The following is a 23410-nucleotide window of genomic DNA, read 5'->3' as shown; positions in this document are numbered from 1 at the left end:
TAGCTGCGCTTTTTATCATTCGAGTATTTCAACATATCCTTCCGATCCGTTAATCCTGATCTTCTGTCCGTCTTTAATTTCTTTCGTCGCATGCTCAACCCCCACCACCGCCGGAAGCCCGTATTCCCGCGCAATAACAGCGCCGTGTGTCATGAGGCCGCCCACTTCAGTCACCAAACCTTTGATTGAGACAAATAACGGTGTCCAGCTCGGATCTGTAAAAGGCGTGACAAGGATATCCCCCTCTTCGATATCGGCTTCCTCCAATTTCAGAATCACTCTTGCCCTTCCTTCGATGATCCCCGATGAAACAGGAACGCCCGCCAACGCTCCTGCCGGAATGTGATCCCCCAAGGCTTCTCCGGTGATGACCTCGCCTTCTGAAGTCATGATTCGCGGAGGCGTCAATTTTTCATAATGCCGATATTCCGCTTTTCTTTCCTCGATCTTCTTCACATCGAGACGGTTTGTGCACACGGCTTCTTTCAATTCATCAAAGGACAAATAATAAATATCCTCCTTCGCTTGTATCAGCTTCTTTTGCTGTAAAACAGCGGCTTCTTTCATCAACGCTTCCTTATATATGAAATAGCGTTTGATCAGAGCGTATTTGGGATATTCCCGATAGCCGATAAAATTCCGCAGCACGCTGATCATCTTCTTTGTCCTTTTTGCCTTTTGTCTGCCTCCCTTTAGTTGTTGCAGACGGCTTAACAAATCCCTCTCCTTTTTCTCCGCTTCCAATCGCCCCTGTTCAAACTTAGCCGTTCGCGCGCCGGGCTCAAAATTCTTGATGTTGCTCAAAATGATTGGAGCAAGAATGGAAGGACGTTCGCTCCAGCGGGTCTTGGTTATATCGATCTCACCGGTGCAGCGCATGCCGTACTTCTCAAGGAATGCCCGCAATGCGCCGATAAAGGCGGGACCGCCGTCAAGCTGTTTGAGATCTTCAAAAAAGGTTTCATTATTGGCATATGCTAAATACTTCTGAACCTCGGGGTATCCTCTGGCAGCATCTGATACATCCAAAAGCGCCAATCCCATTTCAGATGTGACATTGTACAATACCGATTGAGAAAGGGTATCGGCGACATTTTTTTCGCCAAGCCATTTCTCCATTTTTCGATTGAGCCAGTAAACGGCATATAAACCAACCATAATTACAGCCATGCTCTCTGAATCATAGAGAACTTTTTTCAAGCTTTTTTGATCCTCTTCTATCTGTGCAAATAACGTTTCACCCGATGCGTTTTTCAATCGCTGTTCAGCCTCTTGAATGGATGCTTCCGCTTTCGACATGAGCCGTTTGACTACATCTGTGTCGTTTTTCCGGTAAATCTTCAGCGCATCACCCGGCAGCGACCATGACAGCCCTTCAGCCCCTAATCTAAACATCCGCTTCCCTTTCGGCAGGGTTTTGACAAGCTCCTTTCTTTTCAAAAAATTCACAAGAGCGCTATGCATGAAAGGATCATTTTTCCCCGCCGTACTGAGGACGACTTTCCGCCCTGCAAAAGATGCCAAATCGTGTGATAAATCAATAAAAAGCCTTCCGCCGGCACAAGTCAGCTCATAATCCGAGATCAACCCGAAAAACGATATTCCAAGCGGATTGATCGGTTCTGTCATCATTTGCTGATGCCCGACAGACATATAGACGCGAAGCTTGTCATCGCTCTGTTTCGGAAGAGGAAACAATGTCGTTATAGGCCGGCTCTGGACAAAGAAAAATTCGCCATCAGCCAGACACCATTCAATATCCTGCGGAAAACCGAAATGGGCTTCGATTCTCCTTCCCAGTTTTTCAAGCCGGATGATCTGTTCATCTGTTAATGTTTGCTCTTTCCGGCAGCCCGCTTCGACTTCGCGCGCCTCAGTGCCGCCGCTTTCCAAAGAATAGACTGCCGTCTTTTTCTCGGAAATCGTTTTTTGAATGATCGCGCCTTCACGAACCTTGTAGTTGTCTGCTGAAACTGTACCAGATACAAGCGCCTCTCCCAAAGCAAAGCTTGCATCAATCGAGGTGACCTTCCGGTTGGATGTAATAGGATCTGCCGTAAACAAAATGCCGGACGCATCCGGGAACACCATCTGCTGGACGACGACCGATAATTGAACTTTGCGGTGGTCAAAACCGTTTTGAATCCGGTAGATCACGGCCCGCTCTGTAAACAGTGAAGCCCAGCATTTGCTGATATGCTTCAAGATCGCCTCTATTCCTTTTATATTTAAATACGTATCTTGCTGCCCGGCGAAAGAGGCATGAGGCAAATCTTCTGCCGTAGCGCTTGATCGGACCGCATATGCATCGCCGCCAGCATTTGAGTGAGCGCTTTTAACCGCTTCTTTGATCTCTTCGGCGATTTCGGCCCTTTCAATACCATTGCGGATCTGAAGGGCAAGATCGTTAATCTGTTTTCTGTCCTTCACTTTTAAAAGAGACAGCTGATCAATCTGTTCACTGACCTTATCGTTTTCACCGATCATCTTTTCATATGCTTTTGTTGTTATACAAAAACCGGGAGGCACTTGGATGCCGTCCATTTTTGACAATTCGCCCAAGTTCAGCCCTTTTCCTCCGATAAGCGGCAAATCGGTTCGATCGATCTCATGAAAGCCCAATACATAGTGTCCCATCAGGAATCCCCCTTTTTATTCGCCTTCAATGCCGAAACGAATCATATCCAAAAACCGTTTTCGTTCTTCAAGAAGACGTCTGCTCCAGGCTGGATCAAAATCGTCCTCAGCCGTTACTTCCGCTAGAAACTTTTGTTCAAAATGCCCCATCATGACCATGATAAGTTCGAACGCCTCTTCACGATCCACTCCTTCCCTCAACGGAACTTTCGCAAAAAGCTGTTTTAGAATACGATTTCTAACGGCAAATTGCTCCCCATACTTTGCAGCGATTTCTTTTTTTAATTCGGAAGGCGGTGAATAAAAGGCATCTTTCGTGAGCTTGTATACATTTGAATAATCCGCGAAAAACTCAAGCTTAGCCATGCTTATTTTTTCTTTCGCTTCAAAGAAATCATCATAAGACGCCAGGTCATCAAGGGAAAGGCGCGACTTTACCTTCTCAATACAATAATCGAGCACAGTTAAGTACAGATCTTTTTTGCTTTTAAAATGATGAAAAATCAGCGCCTTTGAAATGCCGGCCGCTTCCGCCAGCATTCCGGTCGAAGTCTTTGCATAGCCATGCCGGGCAAAAACCTCCAAACAGGCATCGAGTATTTGCTCTTTTTCATAAAGCTGTAAAGGCATTGACCATCATTCCTTTTCGTTATTGACCAATCGGTTAGTATAAATTGTAACGATTGCTGACCATTCGGTCAATATAATAAAACAAGAAAGAGGTTTTAACAGATGAATTTATTGGTAAAATGAAGGTGGAGCTTACAAAATATGCCGGGGTGAAAAGGCAATGCTGGTGTTGATGGTAAAGTTTATTTTGCTCTTTATTTTATGTTCCATTTCGTTTTCTTTATTTAAAGCATGTGTTTACACAGCGGGTAAAAAACTGATTGACCGGACCGCGGAAGGATCGGCACTCAACTGGACCTGCAGTGTATTCATCAAAAACGGCGTGGCCATGACGGGCGATGACTGCTTTATCATGGCTGTTTCAGCGGCCTTGTTGGCCATTTATATATAAAAGCCTCAAACTTTCAATAAACAAAAAAAGGTGACCTAAGATGTGCGGCAGGTTTACGCTGTTTTCTGAATTTGATGAGATTATTGACCGTTTCGAGATTGATCAAATGGCGATTGAAGATTACAGCCCCAGTTATAACATCGCGCCTTCCCAGTATATTCTCGCCGTCATCAACGACGGTTCGCATAACCGGCTAGGGCGGCTGCGGTGGGGATTGATTCCGCCGTGGTCAAAGGATGAGAAAATCGGTTATAAAATGATCAATGCGCGCGCTGAGACTTTGGCGGAGAAGCCGAGCTTTCGAAAGCCGCTGATCAGACAAAGGTGCCTCATTCCGGCAGACAGTTTTTATGAGTGGAAGCGGACCGATGCAAAGACAAAGCGGCCGATGAGGATCAAGCTCAAAACAAATCGACTGTTTTCATTTGCTGGGCTTTGGGAGAAGTGGCAGCCTGCAGGCGGCAAGCCCGTCTATACATGCACAATCATTACGACAACGCCCAACGATTTAATGAAAGACATTCATGACCGCATGCCCGTCATTCTTGATCGCCAGGCTGAAAAAGAATGGCTGAATCCGAAGAATCAAAACCTTGCATACTTAGAAAGCCTTTTAAAACCATATGCGTCAAAAGAGATGGAAGCGTATGAAGTCGCGCCTCTCGTCAATTCACCGCATCATAATTCTCCTGAGCTCATCAAAAAAGCCCCTTAAAAGGGGCTTTTTAGCTAGGCGGCCGGGCATGACAACGAAGGCCGCTCCCACTTGATTCAAAAAACTAATTTGTCAGAAGATAAAAATCACTGCTGAAGCCGATGCCTTCCCAAAAATGCAGCGCCGATTGATTATCGATATCGACCGATACTTGAACGTGAGAGACTTGATGTTGTTCAAACCAATCCATCATACGGTCTGCAACAAGCTTCCCCAGCTTATTTCTTCGATAGTCCGGGGCTATGTACACTTCATCGATTTGCCCGCTCAGACAATCGCTGACCAAATCTTTCTTAATAGAGGCCAGCCCGTATCCGACCGCTTCTTGCTTCTCATTCACGACGGCAAAAACCGCTCCGTATGCGGATTGAACATATTGTTCCAGCTGCTGGTGTATCATTTCTCTATCTTGATCATCTAATGCACAATCAGCCGTTTCCAACGTATTATCATTCCACAAATTGATCAGTTCATCAACAAACTCACGATTCAGAGGGGCTTCAAGCTGTTGAATATGTATGGTCATGGCGTTTCTCCCTGTGCAAGACTTTTTATCAACCTCATTTTAATTTAGAATAATATGCAATACAAGGATTTTATTGCTAATAAAATGAAGAAAGGCGATGGTGAAATGGACAGCCGTACAGCACGTCAAAAAGAAAGAATCGCTGCCTGGTTATTTTTGATCGGTTACGGCGCTGTCAGGCTCTATTTCATATCATAATAAAAAAGCAGGTTTTTCCTGCTTTTTAAATCAAATCCGCCGTTTTCATCCCCCCGCATGTTTGCAGACTGTCAGAACGCAGACAATAAGCGGCCGTCTTTTTCTTATATTGTTTAACGACGTCTATATGATCATCGTATCTGTATACAAACAGCTTCACAGCGTTTTTTCCTTTAGTTGTTTCGATCACAAACGGTGTCCCGGCGTTTTTCGGATTGACATACAGCGGCTCATCTCCCGGGTATATGTAGTACCGCTCCATAAATACCGCTTCATTAAAGTTTTGAATAAATCGACTCTTGTCAGATCCCTCTAAACGTTTTCCGCCGAATGTCACTTGAACATTCGATTCCTCAAGCTTCACATGAACTTGAAATTTGCCGGTCAGCCACTCTACGACACCGCTCGGAAGGCAAGTGACCAATATTTTAAAAAGACTGAAGATCACCAAAAAGGTTACAAAAAGCCATGTCACTCGATCATCTCCTCTTGTCTGAAATTTAAAGATGTCCTTGATTCATTCTATCATACAGGCAAAAGGATTTTATTGTACATTGTGTGAACAAGTGCAGCGCCAGATGAACATTCGCCTTTAGTGATCCCCGCTTTGATGCTCTTCTTTTGGAATTTGGGCCGGAGCCTTCGGGACTTTTCGCAGCTGATGATTGACCACATCAGAAGAATAAAGCGTCACAACCATCGTTCCCCCGTGCCGTTTCGCCCGGATCAAGACCGGCTGGTTATATTTGTTTTGAAAGCGCAAATCAGGTCCGCCCCAGCTGACCGTCGCGTCGCGCCCCGGCGGAACATAAGGGACACGCCGGCTGTGGGAATAGCGCTGGACGATTTCGAGTCCTGCCCGGTCAACAGCATTAAACAATGTCGACGAAACCTGGCAAATGCCTCCGCCCACTCCTTCAGACAATTCGCCTCTCACAATCACGGGAGCCTTCATATATCCCTTGTCCGGCGTCCTCATTCCGACAACTTTGTTAAATGAAAACGTCTCATTAGGAAAAACAACATGATTGTCGATTGCCTTTGCCGCGAGAGAAATATTGTGCGTCCTGCTTTTATTCCCGGAATTAAAGTACGTCACATACTGGCCGATCCGCTGTGTCCGGATATGGGAAAGCAGTTCGCTGTCAACTTTCGGGTAAACATTCAATTCAGGCACTTCTATTGTGGACGGGCCATCCCCATAAAAATACGCGTAAAACTGCTCCTTAAACCCCTTCCGGGAAAGGCTGTAGCCAACCTTGCCGGGAACGATCCTTCCCTGATCGTTGATCACGGCGTTGACAGGATCCTTGTGTACTTTCCGTTCAAGCCTGTCAACGAATTCGTTGTATTTTTTATCATCAATCATCGGTGTTCCGGGAAGCGGCATTGTAAAATCTTCGCGGTTCACAACGGCCACTTTCTTCCCTTGCTGAGTGATCGTTAAGCTGTCAGAATGCCCCGCGGGCTGCGCTAATAGTAAAAGTCCAGTCATCCAAATTTTCAACATAAGTCGATGTACCTCCCGATATTAGTATGAACAGGAGATTACATTTGATGTACTGGACATGTGATGCTTTTAAGAGATCTATATTATGGATTGGAAAAGGTTACACTAGCGGAGAGAAGCTAAAATAAGTATAAAGCATGCATTAAGCCTGTTTATCTTTATTGATTCCTTTTCTTTTTAGCCTGATTAACATTACGGTGGTTGCGATCAGAGCTGTCAAAAAAATAATACCTAAGTACAGGAACCCGACCAGCTCCACGCCATTAAATTTGTACGTAAAATAACTGCCGATAAAAAAGATTGTCCCCAGTAGTGAAAATGAATTGAATCCATTTACAATTTTTTTGACCATCTTTTTAAAATCCCCCATTTTTCACAAAGAATCAAATTTAGGTCTTGCGGTTTTAATGCCATTTGCTGACGCACTGGCCGTTGAAAGAGATTACGGGCAATAGCAAGCTCCGATATTCAGATGCAGAATTAGAGTGACGTTTATTAAGGCTACTCTTACCGATGTTCATAATATAAAATATATGCCCTTCTCTTTGAGAAGGGCATGCCGCTACTTGTTCTGTTGATTTTCTTTTATAGTGAGATTTAAAAATAGAAGAACCAATAAAATGAATGCAATGTTCACCAGCCAAGGCTTCCAGCTAGCCGCAGGGTCCACTATTGTACCAAGCAGGTGAATAATAGATGAAAATGATAAAGCAAAAACATTAGTTTGTTGTGCGACATCAATTGTTTAACCTTTCTGTTAAAAATTCAGATGCTAATTATACCATAATCCCCCAAAAGGAAATTATTCCATGGATAAAAGGGTATTTATATGTCATCGCAAGTTAAATAAAAAGATGCTCTTTTCCTTGATATATCAGCCGTTTTTGACGCTGGGCTTACATCATGCCGCATACACCTTCAAATTCCGAAACCGTGACCGATTTTGTAACCAAAATAGCTAAAACACTGTTTCCATTAATTCACGATTGAAACTCAAGGAGATAAACACCATGAAAGATGACAACTTGAAAGATCGGGGATCAATCAAATGAACAGCTATGATGCTGTCGGAACACCTCAGCCTGCTCCGCGAATTAGAAAGCAATCGGAACAAGGTTAAAAGGCCGGTTCTTGACATGGTTCAAATAGAAGACATGGATAAGATAATATGTGAAGCAATGGAATTTAATTTAACAGTTCTGTTCTCTGTATTTAAACCGCTGCCCTTTTTAAATAGAGCAGAATCAGGAGAGACTATTAACATAGAAGGAAAAATTCATTACATAAATCATATCCGTAAGGTTTTTCATATTGTGGAAGGAGACACCAATTTCATTAAATTTGAGGATGCTGTTTTTAGAGAAATAAAGTAAGACCTATAATCCAAAGATCAACATAGTTACATCATAACATCCTTCATCTTAATCGTTTTTTTCCTTCTTAAATTAGCCCTCCATATTCTAATTAATCACACCTAGTATAATTTCATTACGCACAAGATTTTAGATGGTTCTTTTTTACTGTTATACACATCATGCCGCAAATTACCTTGTTTTTCAAGTAAAATGAGGTTGATCTATAATAAGAAGGGTGGCATTATCGTGAAAGAAAAGAAGCACAATGGTTTTAAGACATTTGTTATGGTACTGACATTAATATTGGTTTCACCTGTATTTTCAATATAGTATCAGCGTCAGAACTAACTGACAACGAAAAACTACATACTGAAACTACTGGAGCATATAAAGGAAATTCTGCACCCGATCAAAAACTGAACAGCGAAGAATTTAAGAATGTAAAGGTGAGTATGAATGATGTAAAGAAATTAGAAGCTTATCTTAAATTAAACGCAGATGGAACTCTTACCTTAGATCCATCTTATACTAAACTAGATATTTCACGTTCTGTCACCAACGAAGTTCAAGACTGGATTAAATACTTGAACGATTTAGTGAAACAAAAAGAAGCTGTCATTAACTCCGATTTTAGTGTGAAAATTTTAGACAAAGACGGTAGTGTATTGACACTGGAGAATGGAAACAATCATAAAATGAAAGTAGCGAAAAAAGGCTGCGGTCGATCTGGTCATGATCTCTACTGGTGGGGATATAATCTTTATTTTGACTGTAATGAAACAAGAACCATTTAAAGCAGGCGGTGGAGCAACCTCTGGTCTTGCTTTAATATCAAGGGTTATACCCGTACCTCCTACACAATTAGCAAGCGTAATTTCCGGAGTAATCGGAGGCGGACTAGTTGGTTTTGGTCAAATGATTCAAGACGAACATGAAGGTCATGGTGTTAGAATACGTTTTACTGGACTCGGATATGCAGCTGTTCCAACTGGGGTTTTTCCACAATAAAAATGAAAGAGGGAAAATATGACTTTCTTAGTTTTAATGGCAGGGTTATTTCTTTTCATTTACATGAAAGAACCATTCAGCAAAAAAGTGTATGCTTATGTTTACGTGGCTTTTTATTTAATGGTTTTAGCCCTATATATTATTAACACTACATTTGTAAATTTAATATCTAGCAGACTATTATTAATTGTAACAGTAATTGTCATTTCACCATTGTTCATCAGTTACCTTAAATCCTCAAATGAATCTCGTTAGTTTCAAGATAGAGGAGCAGGCATTATGCCTGCTCCTTTTCGTTACTTCAATAACGCTTCAAGTTTTGAAAAAATAAACTTTTAAACCCGTTTAATCGGGTTTTCAAATCACCAAAAAGAGAGCATCAGTTTTCATTATACAGGGGGATTTTAATGTACTACCTTTCAAAATTAGAAGAAGAAGTTCAATACATATATATATAAATAAACATAGCAGAACCTTCCCAAGTCGATATGAAAGTTATTGCTGATAGATAGACATTCAAATTAGGTACATGCCTAACAAGTGTGGGATCTTTAAGTTTTGTTTAAGTAATGTGGTTTTTTTCGATAGTCTCTTAAAAACAAGGAGCAGCACTGGAAAGACTTCTGCCATGAGTTAGGTCAAATAATGAAACACTCTGGGGGAGATTATGAAGAGAGTTGGCCATACTGATATGAGAGCCACAATTGAAATTTATACTCACATAACAAACAAGATGAAGAAAGAAACATTTAATAAAATGAAATGTTTCCTACAAGGTATCACAAGTTTTAAAACCGAAAAAATGTGATTTTTATGTGATTTTTTAAAAAAAGAGGCTCTAAAAAGAGCCTCTTTTCCTTGATATATCAGCGTTTGGACGCTGGGCTTACATCATGCCGCCCATGCCGCCCATGCCGCCCATGTCAGGCATTCCTGCGCCGCCTTTGTTTTCTTCCGGTTTGTCGGCAACAACTGCTTCAGTTGTCAGGAACATAGCCGCTACAGATGCTGCGTTTTGCAGAGCTGAGCGTGTTACTTTTGTAGGGTCAACGATACCTTTGTCGATCATGTTCACCCATTCGCCTGTTGCAGCGTTGTAGCCGACGCCGATTTCTTCATTTTTCAGGCGCTCAACGATGACAGATCCTTCAAGACCCGCGTTGTGCGCGATTTGACGGATTGGTTCTTCAAGAGCGCGAAGAACGATGTTGATACCAGTCAGTTCGTCGCCTTCAGCTTCAAGGGCAGCTACTTTATTGTAAACATTGACAAGAGCTGTACCACCGCCGGATACGATTCCTTCTTCTACCGCAGCGCGAGTAGAGTTCAGGGCGTCTTCGATGCGAAGCTTGCGTTCTTTCAATTCTGTTTCAGTCGCAGCTCCGACTTTGATGACAGCTACGCCGCCTGCAAGCTTAGCAAGGCGTTCTTGTAATTTTTCTTTATCGAACTCAGAAGTTGTTTCTTCAACTTGAGCGCGGATTTGGTTGACGCGTGCCGCGATTTGCTCTGTATCTCCCGCACCTTCAACAATTGTTGTGTTTTCTTTTGTAACAACAACTTTAGAAGCGCGTCCCAATTGATTGATTTGAGTTGATTTAAGGTCAAGACCTAAATCTTCTGTGATCACTTCGGCGCCTGTCAGGATAGAGATGTCTTCGAGCATCGCTTTGCGGCGGTCGCCGAATCCAGGCGCTTTAACAGCCACTGCGTTGAATGTTCCGCGAAGCTTGTTGACAACCAATGTTGCAAGAGCTTCACCTTCAACGTCTTCAGCAATCAGAAGCAACGGTTTGCCTTGTTGCACGACTTGCTCAAGCACCGGCAGGATTTCTTGAATGTTTGTGATTTTTTTGTCTGTTACTAAGATGTACGGATTCTCAAGAACCGCTTCCATCTTATCGGAATCCGTCACCATGTAAGGAGACGCATATCCGCGGTCGAACTGCATACCTTCAACCACTTCAAGCTCTGTTGTGAATCCTTTGGATTCTTCGATCGTGATAACACCGTCGTTGCCGACGCGCTCCATTGCTTCAGCGATCAGGCTTCCGACTTCTTCGTCTGCAGCGGAGATTGAAGCAACTTGTGCGATTGATTCTTTGCCTTCAATTGGTTTAGAGATTTCTTTCAGGCTTTCAACAGCTACAGCCACAGCCTGCTCGATACCTTTGCGCACGCCTACAGGGTTAGCGCCGGCAGTTACGTTTTTAAGACCTTCGCGAATCATCGCCTGAGCTAGAACTGTCGCTGTTGTTGTACCGTCACCGGCAACATCGTTTGTTTTGCTCGCAACTTCAGCAACAAGCTTTGCGCCCATGTTTTCGAACGCGTCTTCAAGCTCGATTTCTTTCGCGATGGTTACACCGTCGTTTGTGATTAATGGAGAACCGAATTTTTTCTCAAGAACGACGTTGCGTCCTTTAGGTCCCAAAGTTACCTTTACAGCATCCGCCAATGCATCTACACCGCGCAGCATTGAACGGCGGGCTTCTTCGCTAAACTTAATATCTTTTGCCATGTTATTCGAACCTCCTATATAATTGTCTCGTTTTTATTTATGACTTAGCCGATAACAGCTAAAATGTCGCTTTCACGCAAGATTAAGTAGTCAGTACCTTCATATTTCACTTCGGTACCTGCATATTTTGAGAAGATGATGCGGTCGCCTGTTTTAACTTCTAATGCAACGCGCTCTCCGCTCTCTAACACACGGCCTGAACCGGCTGCAACCACTTTACCCTCTTGTGGTTTTTCTTTTGCGGAGTCAGGAAGTACGATTCCGCTAGCAGTTTTTTCTTCAGACTCAACGAGCTCAATGACAACGCGATCACCTAATGGCTTTAACAATGAAACAACCTCCTCAATATTTTCATATGTAATTTTAGCACTCGCACTCGGTGAGTGCTAACACAATTCTTATAATAAAGAATCTCCCAGGCAATTTCAAGTGAAAAGGTCAAATTTTTTTGCGCCTACATTTCTCCGCATATCCTTATCATCCTATAATTTAAAAAGAGTGTGTTACAATAAACATAGTCTGATTTAGATTTTTAGAAAAGGAGTACATAAAGCTTGAGAAAACAATACTGGTTTATTATATTGGCATACGTTCTCATGCAATTGTCGGCGGTTGTCGGCTTGCCTCTTCTCTACTTTTTGGGAGTGGGCAGAGGACAGCCCAAGGCTGAAGCTCAGCTTACATTGACGGGCGTCTGGTCTGTCATCGCGTTTACCCTCTGTCTCGTCATCGTGCTGCTGATTTTGCGGACGGTGCCGAAGACGACGCTTCGCAATCGTCCAAAAGCATCGGTTGCAGCGTCAATCGGATGGGCGGTAGCCGGCGTTTTTCTCGCTTTGTTTGCGCAGTCAATTGCCGCTTCGATCGAAATGAACTTGTTCGGGGTCAACCCGGAATCCGAAAATATGCAGCGGATTATGAAAATCATCACCGCATTGCCGCTGATGGTGTTTGTCTCTTCTGTATTCGGTCCGATTCTTGAAGAAATCATTTTCAGAAAGATCATTTTCGGTGCGATCTATGAGAAAACGAATTTTTTCGTTGCCGCTCTGTTCAGTTCGGTGCTCTTCTCGGTCGTCCATTTGGATTTCAGCCATCTGCTCATTTATACGGCAATGGGATTCACATTCGCCTTTTTATATGTCAGGACCAACCGGATTATCGTCCCGATTTTCGCCCATGTCGCCATGAATACGCTCGTCGTCTTGCTGCAGACATTCCGGGAGCCTATTGAAGAATATTTGAAAAACGTCGAGAAAATGCAAATGATTATTGGAGGATTTCTATGATGAGAAGCCCTAAATTCTGGGGAGTGATTTATTTATTAACGGGTGTGCTGTTTACGTATCTCGCGGCAACCTCGCCCGGAAGCATGTGGTCTTTTTATACGATCCTGCTGATGCTTTTCGCAGCCTATAATATCAGCATCTCCTTTAAAATGTTCGCCCTGGCCGGCAGGATGAAGCGAAAAGATCAATAGCCTTTTATTTGAAAGAAAAGAGCCATTCTGAAAAAAGAATGGCTCTTATTTTGTATGGTCGTTCAAAAACGATTGATTTTCCTCTTGAATCATTGTTTTTTGCGCCTGCCTGTAGGATATTCTTGAAATCACGATACTGATTTCATAAAGAATGAGCAATGGCACGGAGACCATTAAATGCGACAATAACTCAGGCGGTGTAATGAGCGCCGCAATGACGAACAACACAAAATATGCATATTTTCGGATTTTCGCCAAAAACATCGGCGTCACGAGACCGAGCCTTGTGATAAACATGATGACCACAGGCATCTGAAACAACAAGCCAAAAGGAAGCGTCAACTGAAGCAGAAACTGAAAATATTCGTGTATTCCGATGACCTGGTTGACATTCAGATCATCTGAGACTCTCGTCATAAAGTCCACGACAAACGGAAATAAAATAAAGTAAGAAAAGGCAATGCCGCCTAAAAAAAGAATGATCGATATTGGAATATAGCTGAGCGTCACTTTTCGTTCTTTTTCATACAGCCCCGGGCTGATGAAAGCCCACAGCTGGTATAGAACAAGCGGCGAAGTCAAGACAGCGCCGATGATGAACGCGAACTGCACGTACACAAATAAAGGATCGGTCAGCTTGAACGCATTGAGAGTCAGCAGCTTCGCTTCATCCGTCTGCTGCAGGTAGATTATGAGCGGCTTCGCCAAAAAAAAGCCTGCCGCAACAAACAAAACAAAAAAGAAAAAAGTGATCACAAGCCGTCTGCGCAGTTCTGTGATATGTTCTAACAGCGACATTTCTTTTCCCTTCATAAATGTCATCCTATCCTACTGATCTTCTTTCTTTTTATTATCGGAATCGTCGTCAGCCAAACCTTTTGTCGCATTTTTAAACTCCCGCAGCGTGTTTCCCGCCGCTCTTCCCAGCTCGGGAAGTTTTTTCGGGCCGAATATCAAAAGCGCCACCACGACAATTAAAATAAAGCTTCCAGGACCGATTGTTGGCATAAAGCCTGCCCCCTTTCCTTTATTTATTTTTCGTTTTCCGTTTTACTTTTCCTGCATTGAATAATGTTTCAGAAAATACACCAGCGACTGAAGTTCCACTGCCAAATCTATATGATGAATGCGAATGTGTTCCGGCACATTCAAGCGAGCCGGCGTGAAATTAAGAATGCCTTTAATGCCAAGCGCCACCAGCCTGTCTGTAATCGACTGTGCGGCTTGAGCTGGAACCGTCAAAATGGCGACCGGGATATCATCATCCGTCATATGCTCTTCAAGCTTATTCAGGTCATAGACGGGAACGCCGCCGACCTCGGTTCCGATTTTTTCTTCATTGATGTCAAACGCCATGGCGATTTTTGTATTATTGTTTTTGATAAAATTGTAATGGAGAAAGGCTGTCCCCAAATTCCCCACGCCAATAAGCGTTACGTTCGTCGTTTCATCCTGATCAAGCGTCTTTCTGAAAAAGGACAGCAAATAATTGACATTGTAGCCGTATCCTTTTTTCCCGAGCGCGCCGAAGTACGAGAAATCCCTTCGGATGGTCGCGGAATCGACTTTGACGGCATCGCTCAGCTCAGCGGAAGATACACGCTGTTTCCCGGATGCATGAAGGTTTTTTAAAAAACGATAATATAATGGCAGCCGTTTCGCTGTCGCTTGCGGAATTTTTGAATGATCCATGTTCATAAACTAATCCTCCATGTCTACATCAGCTTTTTCCCTTTTATAGTCACCGTTTTTCCCGCCTGTCTTTTCGAGAAGAAAGGTCGGTCCTATCACCATTCCCTTATCCGCCGCTTTGCACATGTCATAAACGGTCAGCGCACATACGGAGGCCGACGTTAACGCTTCCATTTCCACACCTGTGCTCCCTTTGGTCTTGACGTTAGATTGTATATGCAGGATGCTCTTCTGCTCTTTCTTCTCCCAGCAAAAGGCGATGTCGACTCCTTTCAGAGCGATCGGATGACACATCGGGATGATGGCGGATGTCTGTTTTGCAGCCATGATTCCGGCCACTTGCGCCACCGCCAACACATCGCCTTTTCCGATTTCGCGGTTTTTGATTTTTTCATGTACTTCTCGATTCATGGACACGCTTGAAACAGCCGCAGCTGTGCGCACTGAAGCTTCCTTTTCGCTTATATCAACCATCTTGGCTCTGCCTTGTTCATTAAAATGTGTAAACTCATTCATGTTCTTAACTCTCCTTATAATGATCATACACTATTTTTTTCAATCTGTCTTTTTCTTTGGCTAAAATCTTCCAGACTTCACTTAATTGTTTGCTGACTGCGCGGTGATAGGCTACACTTAAAATAGCAGACAAGAGGTGAAAGATCATGATGATTTTACAAGTAAATCAGCTTTCAAAATCGTTTGGAGCCGATACGATTTTAACGAATATAAAACTCGAAGTCAGGTCTCGGGACCGGATTGCGGTCGTCGGACGCAACGGCGCCGGAAAATCGACTCTTCTAAAGATTATCGCAGGAAAGCTCTCATACGAAAAGGGGGACATCATCAAACCTAAAGATTTGACGATGGGCTACCTTGACCAGCATTCCGGCCTCGATTCCAAGCTGACGCTTAAAGAGGAATTGCTGTCGGTATTTGATTTTCTTAAAAAAATGGAAAAAGAAATGCGCGCGATCGAGGAAAAGATGGCGCAAGCCGGACCGGACAAGCTTGAATCATTAATGAAGACATATGACAGGCTTCAGCAGGAGTTCAAGGACAAAGGCGGCTACCAATATGAGGCAGAGGTCAGATCCGTCATGCACGGGCTCGGCTTTGCGGGATTTGACGACTCCGTCCGCGTTCAGGATTTAAGCGGAGGCCAAAAAACAAGACTTGCCCTCGGAAAAATGCTTTTGACAAAACCCGACCTCCTCATTTTGGACGAACCGACAAACCACTTGGATATCGACACCCTGACATGGCTCGAACAATATTTGCAAAGCTACAGCGGAGCGATTTTAATCGTTTCCCATGACAGGTACTTTCTTGACAAAGTGGTTACCCAAGTTTACGAGATTACCAGGTCCCAAAGCAAAAAATATATCGGGAACTACAGCTCTTATCTCCAATTAAAAGCCGAGCAGCTGGAAAGGGAAACAAAGCTTTACGAAAAGCAGCAGGACGAAATCGCCAAGCTGCAGGATTTCGTCGATCGGAACTTGGCAAGGGCTTCGACGACGAAACGGGCGCAGAGCAGACGAAAGCAGCTTGAACGGATGGAGATCATGGACAAACCGCTTGGAGATGAAAAGTCGGCGTCATTCCGCTTTGAAATTACAAGGCAAAGCGGAAACGATGTACTGCGAGTGGAAGACCTGACGGTAAGCTATCAGGACCAGCCCCCGCTTCTCCGTTCACTGGATTTTCGCATTACCCGCGGGGAAAGCGTTGCACTAGTCGGGCCGAACGGAATCGGCAAGTCGACCCTTTTGAAAGCATTGATCCAAAAGCTGCAGCCGGTGTCGGGAACAATCGCGACGGGCTCTCACGTCTCAATCGGATACTACGACCAGGAACAGGCTGAATTGACGTCGTCAAAACGCGTGCTTGACGAGCTTTGGGACGATTATCCGGAGATGAATGAAAAGGATATCAGGACCTGCCTCGGCAACTTCTTGTTCTCGGGAGAAGATGTATTAAAGCCTGTACATGCATTAAGCGGTGGCGAAAAAGCCAGGCTTGCCCTCGCCAAGCTGATGTTGCAAAAAGCGAACTTCCTTATTCTTGATGAGCCGACAAACCATCTCGACCTGGACAGCAAGGAAGTCTTGGAGAACGCTTTAATCGATTACCCGGGAACGATATTATTTGTGTCCCATGACCGCTATTTTATCAACCGGATTGCGACAAAAGTACTGGAGCTTTCTCGCGACAAAGCCGAAGAATATTTAGGCGACTACGATTATTACACGGAAAAAAAAGCGCAGCAGCTTGAACTGAAAGAACTAGAAAAACAGACGGAAGAGCGTCAGAAAGCCGCTTCCGAAAAACCGGGCGCAAAAAAGAGCTATGAAGAAGAAAAAGAGCTGAAAAGAAAAGAACGCCAGCGGCAGCGCAGGATTGAAGACATCGAAACAAGAATTACGGCCATTGAAGAACAAATTGAAAAGAATGAAGAGCTCCTATGCAATCCCGACGTCTTCCAAGACCACGAGAAGGTTCAGGAAATCCACTCTGAAAATGAACAGCTGAATGAGGAGCTTGAACAGCTGTTATCAGAATGGGAAACACTATCTACAAATGAATAAAGGATGAGCCGCTCCAAGCCGGAGCGGTTTTTTTGTCCACAATTGAAATCCTTTATTTAAAAGAAAGAAAGCGATTTACCCACAATATCCACAAATAACATAATATTTATACACATTACTAACAGGTAAAAAAGGTCTGTAAATTAAGGTTTTTAACATTATACACAAGACTGTGGATATGTGTTGATAACTTGTTAATAACTTTTTCCGGGTAAAAAAACCTCACAAAGCGTGAGGTTTCAATAAGACGTCAGATCTAAGCCAGGCTGACCATTCATATCATATTTTCCTCTGATTCCTTTTTCAAAAGCAACCGTACCTGCGGCGGCAATCATGGCGGCATTGTCCGTACACAGCGAGAGCGGCGGGATCAAAAGCTCGATCTCCGGACGGCTGCTGAACGTTTTTTCGAGCGCGGCTCTCAGCCCTTTGTTTGCAGCAACTCCTCCGGCAAGCAGCACCTGTTTGACGCCATAAGCTTCCGCAGCGCGTTCCGTTTTTGTCACGAGGACATCTATGACGCTTTCCTGAAAGCTGGCTGACAAATCTTCCGGAGCTATCGTTTCGCCTTTTTGTGAAGCGTTGTGAAGCGTGTTGATGACTGCAGACTTCAATCCGCTGAAGCTGAAATGATAAGACCCTTCTTCAAGCCATGCGCGCGGCAGCGGCACATTTGCCTCGCCTTTTTGCGCAAGTTTGTCAATGTGAGGTCCACCCGGATAAGGAAGCCCCATCGTTCTCGCCACTTTGTCATAGGCTTCGCCTGCAGCATCGTCGAGCGTCTCTCCGATTACTTCAAATGAGCCGTGCTCTTTCATATATACGAGTTCGGTGTGGCCGCCTGAGACGACAAGGGCAATCGCCGGAAATTGAATGTCCTGAACAAGCCTGTTGGCATAGATGTGACCGGCAATATGATGCACGCCTACGAGCGGTATGCCCCGGGCAAAACTGAGCGCTTTCGCAGCATTCACGCCGATCAATAGAGCGCCTACAAGCCCCGGTCCTTCCGTTACTGCAATGGCATCAATGTCATCAAACGTCATGTCCGCTTGTGCAAAGGCTTCCTCAAGCACGATCGTGATCTGTTCCACGTGATGCCTTGATGCGATCTCGGGAACGACGCCCCCAAACCGTTTATGACTCTCGATTTGCGACGCTACGACATTTGAGATGATGTCCGTCCCGTTTTTGACAATCGCAGCGGCAGTCTCATCACAGCTTGTTTCGATTCCTAATACATACAGATCTTTTTTATGATTCATTTAGTCTCACCCACATTAATAATGCATCTTCCCCATTATCGGTATAATAATTTTTGCGAATTCCTCCCGGCTCAAAGCCGAGCTTTTTGTATAAGCTCTGTGCAATATGATTCGATACCCTCACCTCTAAAGAAAGCTGAACCGCCCTTTTCATCCGGCAAAGCTTCATGGCCGCCTTCAAAAGAGCTTCACCGAAGCGGCGGCCCCGGTATGCAGGTGAAACGGCAATATTGGTGATCTGGGCGTCATCCATTACGATCCAAATCCCGCAGTAGCCGACGACTTGCTCCTCAACTTCGAGAACGAGATAATGAGCATACATATTGTGAAAAAGCTCATGATGAAAAGATTCTTTTTTCCACGGAGAAGAAAAAGAGCTTTTTTCAATTTCAAAAACCTGGTCCAAATCCTTTGGATTCATATCGCGTATGACCATTTGCGTGTTCATGGCTTCACCCGTTTACTTTTGTTTTTCAAGCCAGACGGCCTCGGCTTCGGCCAGACGAATATAGTTTGGAACAATGCTGTGCACTGGCTCGTCCTCTTTAAGTTCTCCGATTAAAGCCAATTCTGAAGGTCTTGGAAGCTGCAGGGCAGGGTCTGCAATAACCGCTTGTTCATCGAGAATCCGTTCGATCATTTCCCTGTGAATCCCGGTGTCGCTTCCTATGAAAAGGACTTGCTGATCCATGGCTTTCAGCTTTTTTAGCCAATCTTCAAGCAGAATGTTCTGGTCCTCTTCCAATCCATGGAGTTTGCCGTCCCTATACTGGTACAGTCCCGTATAAACCTGACCGCGCCTAGCATCAAACAACGGACAAATCAAGCCTTGGAAAAAACGGCCGTTTGCCGCAAGCACTTCAAGGCTTGAAACGGTTTTAACCGGAATATTTAATGACCATGCAAGCGTTTTGGCAATCGTCACGCCGATCCGCACGCCTGTATATGAACCCGGGCCTTTGGCAACTGCAATTTGGGTCAGGTCACTAGGCTTTAAACCGCACTCTTTAAGGAGTTCGTCGATTGCCGGCATGGCTCTGACCGAATGGTTTTTCTTTAAGTGGGATATATGCTCGGCTATCACTTTTCCGTCTTTGATTAATGCCACTCCGAGCGTTAAATTGGATGTATCAATCGCAAGTATCGTCATGTTTGCTGATCTCCTCGCAAAGATTTTCGTAGCGCCTGCCTTTAGGTGTAAAGGTCAGCTTTCGCTTGTCATCACCAAGCCGCTTAATGACCACCTCAAGGCGTTCTTTTGGAAGCTGCTCTTCAATCAAATGCGCCCATTCCACAAGGCAGACGCCGTCTCCCTCAAAATATTCATCTAATCCGAGATCTTCCGTCTCGTCTTCCATCCTGTACACATCCATATGAAACAGCGGAAGAGAGCCGTCACGGTATTCTTTGATGATGGTAAAAGTCGGGCTGCTGACAACCCGCTTGATGCCGATCCCTTCGGCAAACCCTTTCGTAAAAGTCGTTTTGCCTGCTCCAAGATCGCCCTCCAATGTGATGACATCACCGGGCTGAACATATTTTGCCGCCAGCCTGGCAATGTTTTTTGTCTCTTCAGGCTCTGTCGTTTTCCACTCTAACGTTTTCACTTTACTTGTCACCTGTCTTGTTTAAAATGGTTATATCCTTTTTTTTCGAGAAGAACGCGGTCCTGTCCGTCATGATAAAACACTTCCGCCTGTCCTTGTTTTGTGACGCGGCCGATTTGATGAACCCGCACATCATGCTCGGAGCATTCCTGACTAAAACGTTCCCATTGATCATTAGAAATCGTACCGACGAGTTCAAAATCCTCGCCGCCGAAAAGGACCCACTCTTCCCATTTTGTGTGCAATATATGTAAATCCGAATGGACCGGAATCAACTCTTTATATATGTCAATGGAAACACGGCTCGCTTCAGCAATTTCATTTAATTCACTGGCAAGCCCGTCGCTGATATCATTAAGCGCCACATGGTGATAGCGTGAACAGATCAAACCTGCTTCCACCCTCGGCTCAGGCCTCTTGTGCCGCTCAATAAAGTATTGAGACTGCGTCTCGTCTCTCGCCGATGTTTGGCCCAATATAAAAGACAGGCCGGCAGCTGATGAGCCAAGTTCTCCCGTCACAAAAACGACATCACCGGGCTCGGCATGGCTCCTTAAACAAGATCTGCCCTTTTCAATTTCGCCGATTGCTGTTACGGTCAAAACGAGCGGCCCGTTTGCAGATACGGTGTCCCCGCCGATTAAATCCATTTCATATAGTGTCGCCAGTTTATTCATTTCTTCATACATGGCTTCAATATCCGTCGCGCCCCAACCGGAAGGAACGGCGATTGACACAAGATAGTACTTGGGTCGGCCTCCCATTGCGGCAATATCGCTAATATTCACAGCCAATGCTTTATATCCGATATCGGCAGGCGATGAATGGGATGATAAAAAATGAATACCGTCGACCATCGTATCGACTGCAACGATCTCCTGATAATTGTTCTTCGTATGATAAACAGCGGCATCGTCTCCAATACCGATTTCTATTTCCCGATGAGAAAGCGAACGGGGCGTAATCCTTTGAATTAATTCAAATTCGTCCATAAGATCATTTGCTCCTTTGCTGTTGCAAACCAATCAAAACACTATCATTAGTTTATCGAATTCTCACCAATTATCCAAGGAATAAAGAAATTCGAGCTTCACATCCCGTCAGAAGAGAAACCGAGTTTCAGCATTGACCTGAAAAAAGACATAAAAAAAAACGAAAACCTCGAAGATTTCGTTTGTGTGCAACATGGCGGTCCGGACGGGACTCGAACCCGCGACCTCCTGCGTGACAGGCAGGCATTCTAACCAACTGAACTACCGGACCATATTTTTATTTATTTTGTTTGATTGTATGCAAATTATATTTGGTTGCGGGGGCAGGATTTGAACCTGCGACCTTCGGGTTATGAGCCCGACGAGCTACCGAACTGCTCCACCCCGCGATAATATAAACAGCTTGGCGGCGTCCTACTCTCACAGGGGGAAGCCCCCAACTACCATCGGCGCTGAAGAGCTTAACTTCCGTGTTCGGCATGGGAACGGGTGTGACCTCTTCGCTATCGCCACCAAACTATGCCTTCAGGACGAAGGTACTGGGCGTTCCTCACAGGATGTGAGGGCCTTTAGCCGAGTTTCCTTGCCTTTGGCTTTCTGAGAGGTGTTCTCTCAAAACTAGATAACGGACAGACGATTCACAAATATTTAGGTTAAGTCCTCGATCGATTAGTATCTGTCAGCTCCATGTGTCGCCACACTTCCACCTCAGACCTATCAACCTGATCATCTTTCAGGGATCTTACTTCCTTATAGGAATGGGAAATCTCATCTTGAGGGGGGCTTCATGCTTAGATGCTTTCAGCACTTATCCCGTCCGCACATAGCTACCCAGCGATGCCCTTGGCAGAACAACTGGTACACCAGCGGTGCGTCCATCCCGGTCCTCTCGTACTAAGGACAGCTCCTCTCAAATTTCCTGCGCCCGCGACGGATAGGGACCGAACTGTCTCACGACGTTCTGAACCCAGCTCGCGTACCGCTTTAATGGGCGAACAGCCCAACCCTTGGGACCGACTACAGCCCCAGGATGCGATGAGCCGACATCGAGGTGCCAAACCTCCCCGTCGATGTGGACTCTTGGGGGAGATAAGCCTGTTATCCCCGGGGTAGCTTTTATCCGTTGAGCGATGGCCCTTCCATGCGGAACCACCGGATCACTAAGCCCGACTTTCGTCCCTGCTCGACTTGTAGGTCTCGCAGTCAAGCTCCCTTGTGCCTTTACACTCTGCGAATGATTTCCAACCATTCTGAGGGAACCTTTGGGCGCCTCCGTTACCTTTTAGGAGGCGACCGCCCCAGTCAAACTGCCCACCTGACACTGTCTCCCTGCCCGATAAGGGCAGCGGGTTAGAAGGTCAATACAGCCAGGGTAGTATCCCACCGATGCCTCCACCGAAGCTGGCGCTCCGGTTTCCAAGGCTCCTACCTATCCTGTACAAGCTGTACCAACATTCAATATCAGGCTGCAGTAAAGCTCCACGGGGTCTTTCCGTCCTGTCGCGGGTAACCTGCATCTTCACAGGTACTATAATTTCACCGAGTCTCTCGTTGAGACAGTGCCCAGATCGTTGCGCCTTTCGTGCGGGTCGGAACTTACCCGACAAGGAATTTCGCTACCTTAGGACCGTTATAGTTACGGCCGCCGTTTACTGGGGCTTCAATTCGCACCTTCGCTTACGCTAAGCGCTCCTCTTAACCTTCCAGCACCGGGCAGGCGTCAGCCCCTATACTTCGCCTTACGGCTTCGCAGAGACCTGTGTTTTTGCTAAACAGTCGCCTGGGCCTATTCACTGCGGCTCTCTCGGGCTTGCACCCTAACAGAGCACCCCTTCTCCCGAAGTTACGGGGTCATTTTGCCGAGTTCCTTAACGAGAGTTCTCTCGATCACCTTAGGATTCTCTCCTCGCCTACCTGTGTCGGTTTGCGGTACGGGCACCTCTCACCTCGCTAGAGGCTTTTCTTGGCAGTGTGGAATCAGGAACTTCGCTACTATATTTCGCTCGCCATCACAGCTCAGCCTTATGGGAAACGGATTTGCCTATTTCCCAGCCTAACTGCTTGGACGCGGATATCCAATACCGCGCTTGCCCTATCCTCCTGCGTCCCCCCATTGCTCAAATGGTGAGGAGGTGGTACAGGAATATCAACCTGTTGTCCATCGCCTACGCCTTTCGGCCTCGGCTTAGGTCCCGACTAACCCTGAGCGGACGAGCCTTCCTCAGGAAACCTTAGGCATTCGGTGGAGGGGATTCTCACCCCTCTTTCGCTACTCATACCGGCATTCTCACTTCT

Annotated in this window: 23 protein-coding genes, 2 tRNA genes and 2 rRNA genes (1 of these 27 cut by a window edge); 7 read left to right on the top strand and 20 right to left on the bottom strand. The window is 45.1% G+C overall.

From position 1 onward, the window contains the following. Positions 1-15: 15 nt before the first annotated feature. Positions 16-2637, bottom strand: a complete 2622-nt coding sequence (gene ppsA / locus TRNA_RS24675) for a phosphoenolpyruvate synthase (RefSeq protein WP_011197594.1) — start codon at positions 2635-2637, stop codon at positions 16-18. A 15-nt stretch (positions 2638-2652) separates the two neighbouring features. Continuing rightward, positions 2653-3267, bottom strand: coding sequence for a TetR/AcrR family transcriptional regulator (locus TRNA_RS24670; RefSeq protein ID WP_011197593.1), 615 nt, complete (start codon positions 3265-3267; stop codon positions 2653-2655). A 160-nt stretch (positions 3268-3427) separates the two neighbouring features. On the opposite strand from TRNA_RS24670, the gene TRNA_RS24665 reads away from it, so the two are divergent. Further along, the gene (locus tag TRNA_RS24665) at positions 3428-3658 is read left to right on the top strand and encodes a hypothetical protein (RefSeq protein ID WP_003179386.1); all 231 of its coding nucleotides are present in this window, start codon (positions 3428-3430) and stop codon (positions 3656-3658) included. Positions 3659-3698: 40 nt separating this feature from the next. Continuing rightward, positions 3699-4373, top strand: coding sequence for an SOS response-associated peptidase (locus tag TRNA_RS24660; RefSeq protein WP_011197592.1), 675 nt, complete (start codon positions 3699-3701; stop codon positions 4371-4373). Positions 4374-4437: 64 nt separating this feature from the next. On the opposite strand, the gene TRNA_RS24655 is transcribed toward TRNA_RS24660, so the two are convergent. The 3 genes from TRNA_RS24655 to TRNA_RS24645 form a co-directional block, all read right to left on the bottom strand. Further along, positions 4438-4899 carry a GNAT family N-acetyltransferase gene (locus TRNA_RS24655; RefSeq protein WP_003179383.1) on the bottom strand — a complete coding sequence of 154 codons (462 nt, stop codon included), beginning with the start codon at positions 4897-4899 and terminating at the stop codon, positions 4438-4440. Between the two features lie 223 nt (positions 4900-5122). Beyond that, on the bottom strand, positions 5123-5572 hold the full coding sequence (locus TRNA_RS24650; RefSeq protein ID WP_003179380.1) for a YfmQ family protein: 450 nt from the start codon (positions 5570-5572) through the stop codon (positions 5123-5125). A gap of 117 nt (positions 5573-5689) precedes the next feature. Beyond that, entirely contained in the window at positions 5690-6607 is a 918-nt protein-coding gene (locus tag TRNA_RS24645; protein WP_003179378.1) for a VanW family protein, read from the bottom strand. Positions 6608-7665: 1058 nt separating this feature from the next. On the opposite strand from TRNA_RS24645, the gene TRNA_RS24635 reads away from it, so the two are divergent. Both TRNA_RS24635 and TRNA_RS24630 read left to right on the top strand, forming a co-directional pair. After that, complete coding sequence (locus tag TRNA_RS24635) at positions 7666-7980, top strand: YolD-like family protein (protein ID WP_021837163.1); 315 nt, start codon at positions 7666-7668, stop codon at positions 7978-7980. Between the two features lie 434 nt (positions 7981-8414). Next, positions 8415-8756, top strand: coding sequence for a hypothetical protein (locus tag TRNA_RS24630; protein ID WP_003179371.1), 342 nt, complete (start codon positions 8415-8417; stop codon positions 8754-8756). A gap of 1100 nt (positions 8757-9856) precedes the next feature. Here the strand turns inward: TRNA_RS24630 and groL are convergent. Next, a complete protein-coding gene (gene groL / locus TRNA_RS24610; RefSeq protein ID WP_003179250.1) occupies positions 9857-11491 on the bottom strand; it encodes a chaperonin GroEL in 1635 nt (544 codons plus the stop codon). 44 nt (positions 11492-11535) lie between these two features. Beyond that, positions 11536-11820, bottom strand: a complete 285-nt coding sequence (gene groES / locus TRNA_RS24605; protein WP_003179248.1) for a co-chaperone GroES — start codon at positions 11818-11820, stop codon at positions 11536-11538. A 225-nt stretch (positions 11821-12045) separates the two neighbouring features. Between groES and TRNA_RS24600 the strand changes: the two genes are divergently transcribed. Both TRNA_RS24600 and TRNA_RS24595 read left to right on the top strand, forming a co-directional pair. Beyond that, positions 12046-12780 (top strand): CPBP family intramembrane glutamic endopeptidase, encoded by a 735-nt coding sequence (locus tag TRNA_RS24600; protein WP_011197588.1) that lies wholly within the window; start codon positions 12046-12048, stop codon positions 12778-12780. After that, the gene (locus TRNA_RS24595) at positions 12780-12971 is read left to right on the top strand and encodes a YdiK family protein (RefSeq protein WP_011197587.1); all 192 of its coding nucleotides are present in this window, start codon (positions 12780-12782) and stop codon (positions 12969-12971) included. Before TRNA_RS24600 ends, TRNA_RS24595 begins: the two co-directional genes overlap by 1 nt. A 45-nt stretch (positions 12972-13016) precedes the next feature. Here TRNA_RS24595 and tatC read toward each other — a convergent pair whose 3' ends face one another. Genes tatC through moaC form a run of 4 tightly spaced genes read right to left on the bottom strand, consistent with a single transcriptional unit; the run spans position 13017 to position 15179 of the window. Beyond that, entirely contained in the window at positions 13017-13793 is a 777-nt protein-coding gene (gene tatC, locus TRNA_RS24590; RefSeq protein ID WP_011201569.1) for a twin-arginine translocase subunit TatC, read from the bottom strand. A gap of 6 nt (positions 13794-13799) precedes the next feature. Beyond that, entirely contained in the window at positions 13800-13979 is a 180-nt protein-coding gene (locus tag TRNA_RS24585; protein WP_003179239.1) for a twin-arginine translocase TatA/TatE family subunit, read from the bottom strand. Between the two features lie 42 nt (positions 13980-14021). After that, positions 14022-14669 (bottom strand): redox-sensing transcriptional repressor Rex, encoded by a 648-nt coding sequence (locus tag TRNA_RS24580; RefSeq protein WP_003179237.1) that lies wholly within the window; start codon positions 14667-14669, stop codon positions 14022-14024. Positions 14670-14672: 3 nt separating this feature from the next. Next, on the bottom strand, positions 14673-15179 hold the full coding sequence (gene moaC, locus TRNA_RS24575) for a cyclic pyranopterin monophosphate synthase MoaC (RefSeq protein WP_003179234.1): 507 nt from the start codon (positions 15177-15179) through the stop codon (positions 14673-14675). 146 nt (positions 15180-15325) lie between these two features. Between moaC and TRNA_RS24570 the strand changes: the two genes are divergently transcribed. Then, a complete protein-coding gene (locus TRNA_RS24570; RefSeq protein WP_003179233.1) occupies positions 15326-17251 on the top strand; it encodes an ABC-F family ATP-binding cassette domain-containing protein in 1926 nt (641 codons plus the stop codon). 239 nt (positions 17252-17490) lie between these two features. On the opposite strand, the gene tsaD is transcribed toward TRNA_RS24570, so the two are convergent. The 9 genes from tsaD to TRNA_RS24525 all read right to left on the bottom strand — a co-directional run. Next, entirely contained in the window at positions 17491-18516 is a 1026-nt protein-coding gene (tsaD, locus tag TRNA_RS24565) for a tRNA (adenosine(37)-N6)-threonylcarbamoyltransferase complex transferase subunit TsaD (RefSeq protein WP_003179232.1), read from the bottom strand. After that, positions 18506-18964, bottom strand: a complete 459-nt coding sequence (gene rimI / locus TRNA_RS24560; protein ID WP_003179229.1) for a ribosomal protein S18-alanine N-acetyltransferase — start codon at positions 18962-18964, stop codon at positions 18506-18508. Before rimI ends, tsaD begins: the two co-directional genes overlap by 11 nt. Before the next feature lie 12 nt (positions 18965-18976). Further along, the gene (gene tsaB / locus TRNA_RS24555) at positions 18977-19666 is read right to left on the bottom strand and encodes a tRNA (adenosine(37)-N6)-threonylcarbamoyltransferase complex dimerization subunit type 1 TsaB (RefSeq protein WP_003179227.1); all 690 of its coding nucleotides are present in this window, start codon (positions 19664-19666) and stop codon (positions 18977-18979) included. Next, positions 19647-20123, bottom strand: a complete 477-nt coding sequence (tsaE, locus tag TRNA_RS24550; RefSeq protein ID WP_003179225.1) for a tRNA (adenosine(37)-N6)-threonylcarbamoyltransferase complex ATPase subunit type 1 TsaE — start codon at positions 20121-20123, stop codon at positions 19647-19649. The genes tsaB and tsaE overlap by 20 nt, the downstream gene beginning before the upstream one ends. Positions 20124-20131: 8 nt before the next feature. Then, positions 20132-21115 carry a thiamine-phosphate kinase gene (gene thiL, locus TRNA_RS24545; protein ID WP_009330105.1) on the bottom strand — a complete coding sequence of 328 codons (984 nt, stop codon included), beginning with the start codon at positions 21113-21115 and terminating at the stop codon, positions 20132-20134. 194 nt (positions 21116-21309) lie between these two features. Beyond that, positions 21310-21386, bottom strand: a tRNA-Asp gene (locus TRNA_RS24540). 41 nt (positions 21387-21427) lie between these two features. Next, positions 21428-21504: transfer RNA gene (locus tag TRNA_RS24535), tRNA-Met, on the bottom strand. A 12-nt stretch (positions 21505-21516) separates the two neighbouring features. Beyond that, positions 21517-21632: ribosomal RNA gene (rrf, locus tag TRNA_RS24530) — 5S ribosomal RNA — on the bottom strand. Between the two features lie 132 nt (positions 21633-21764). After that, positions 21765-23410: ribosomal RNA gene (locus tag TRNA_RS24525) — 23S ribosomal RNA — on the bottom strand (it continues 1285 nt past the right edge of the window).

This window comes from Bacillus licheniformis DSM 13 = ATCC 14580 (genome assembly GCF_000011645.1).
Classification (GTDB): domain Bacteria; phylum Bacillota; class Bacilli; order Bacillales; family Bacillaceae; genus Bacillus; species Bacillus licheniformis.
The sequence above is the reverse complement of the archived record's forward strand: the minus strand, read 5'-3'. Positions and strand labels throughout refer to the sequence as shown.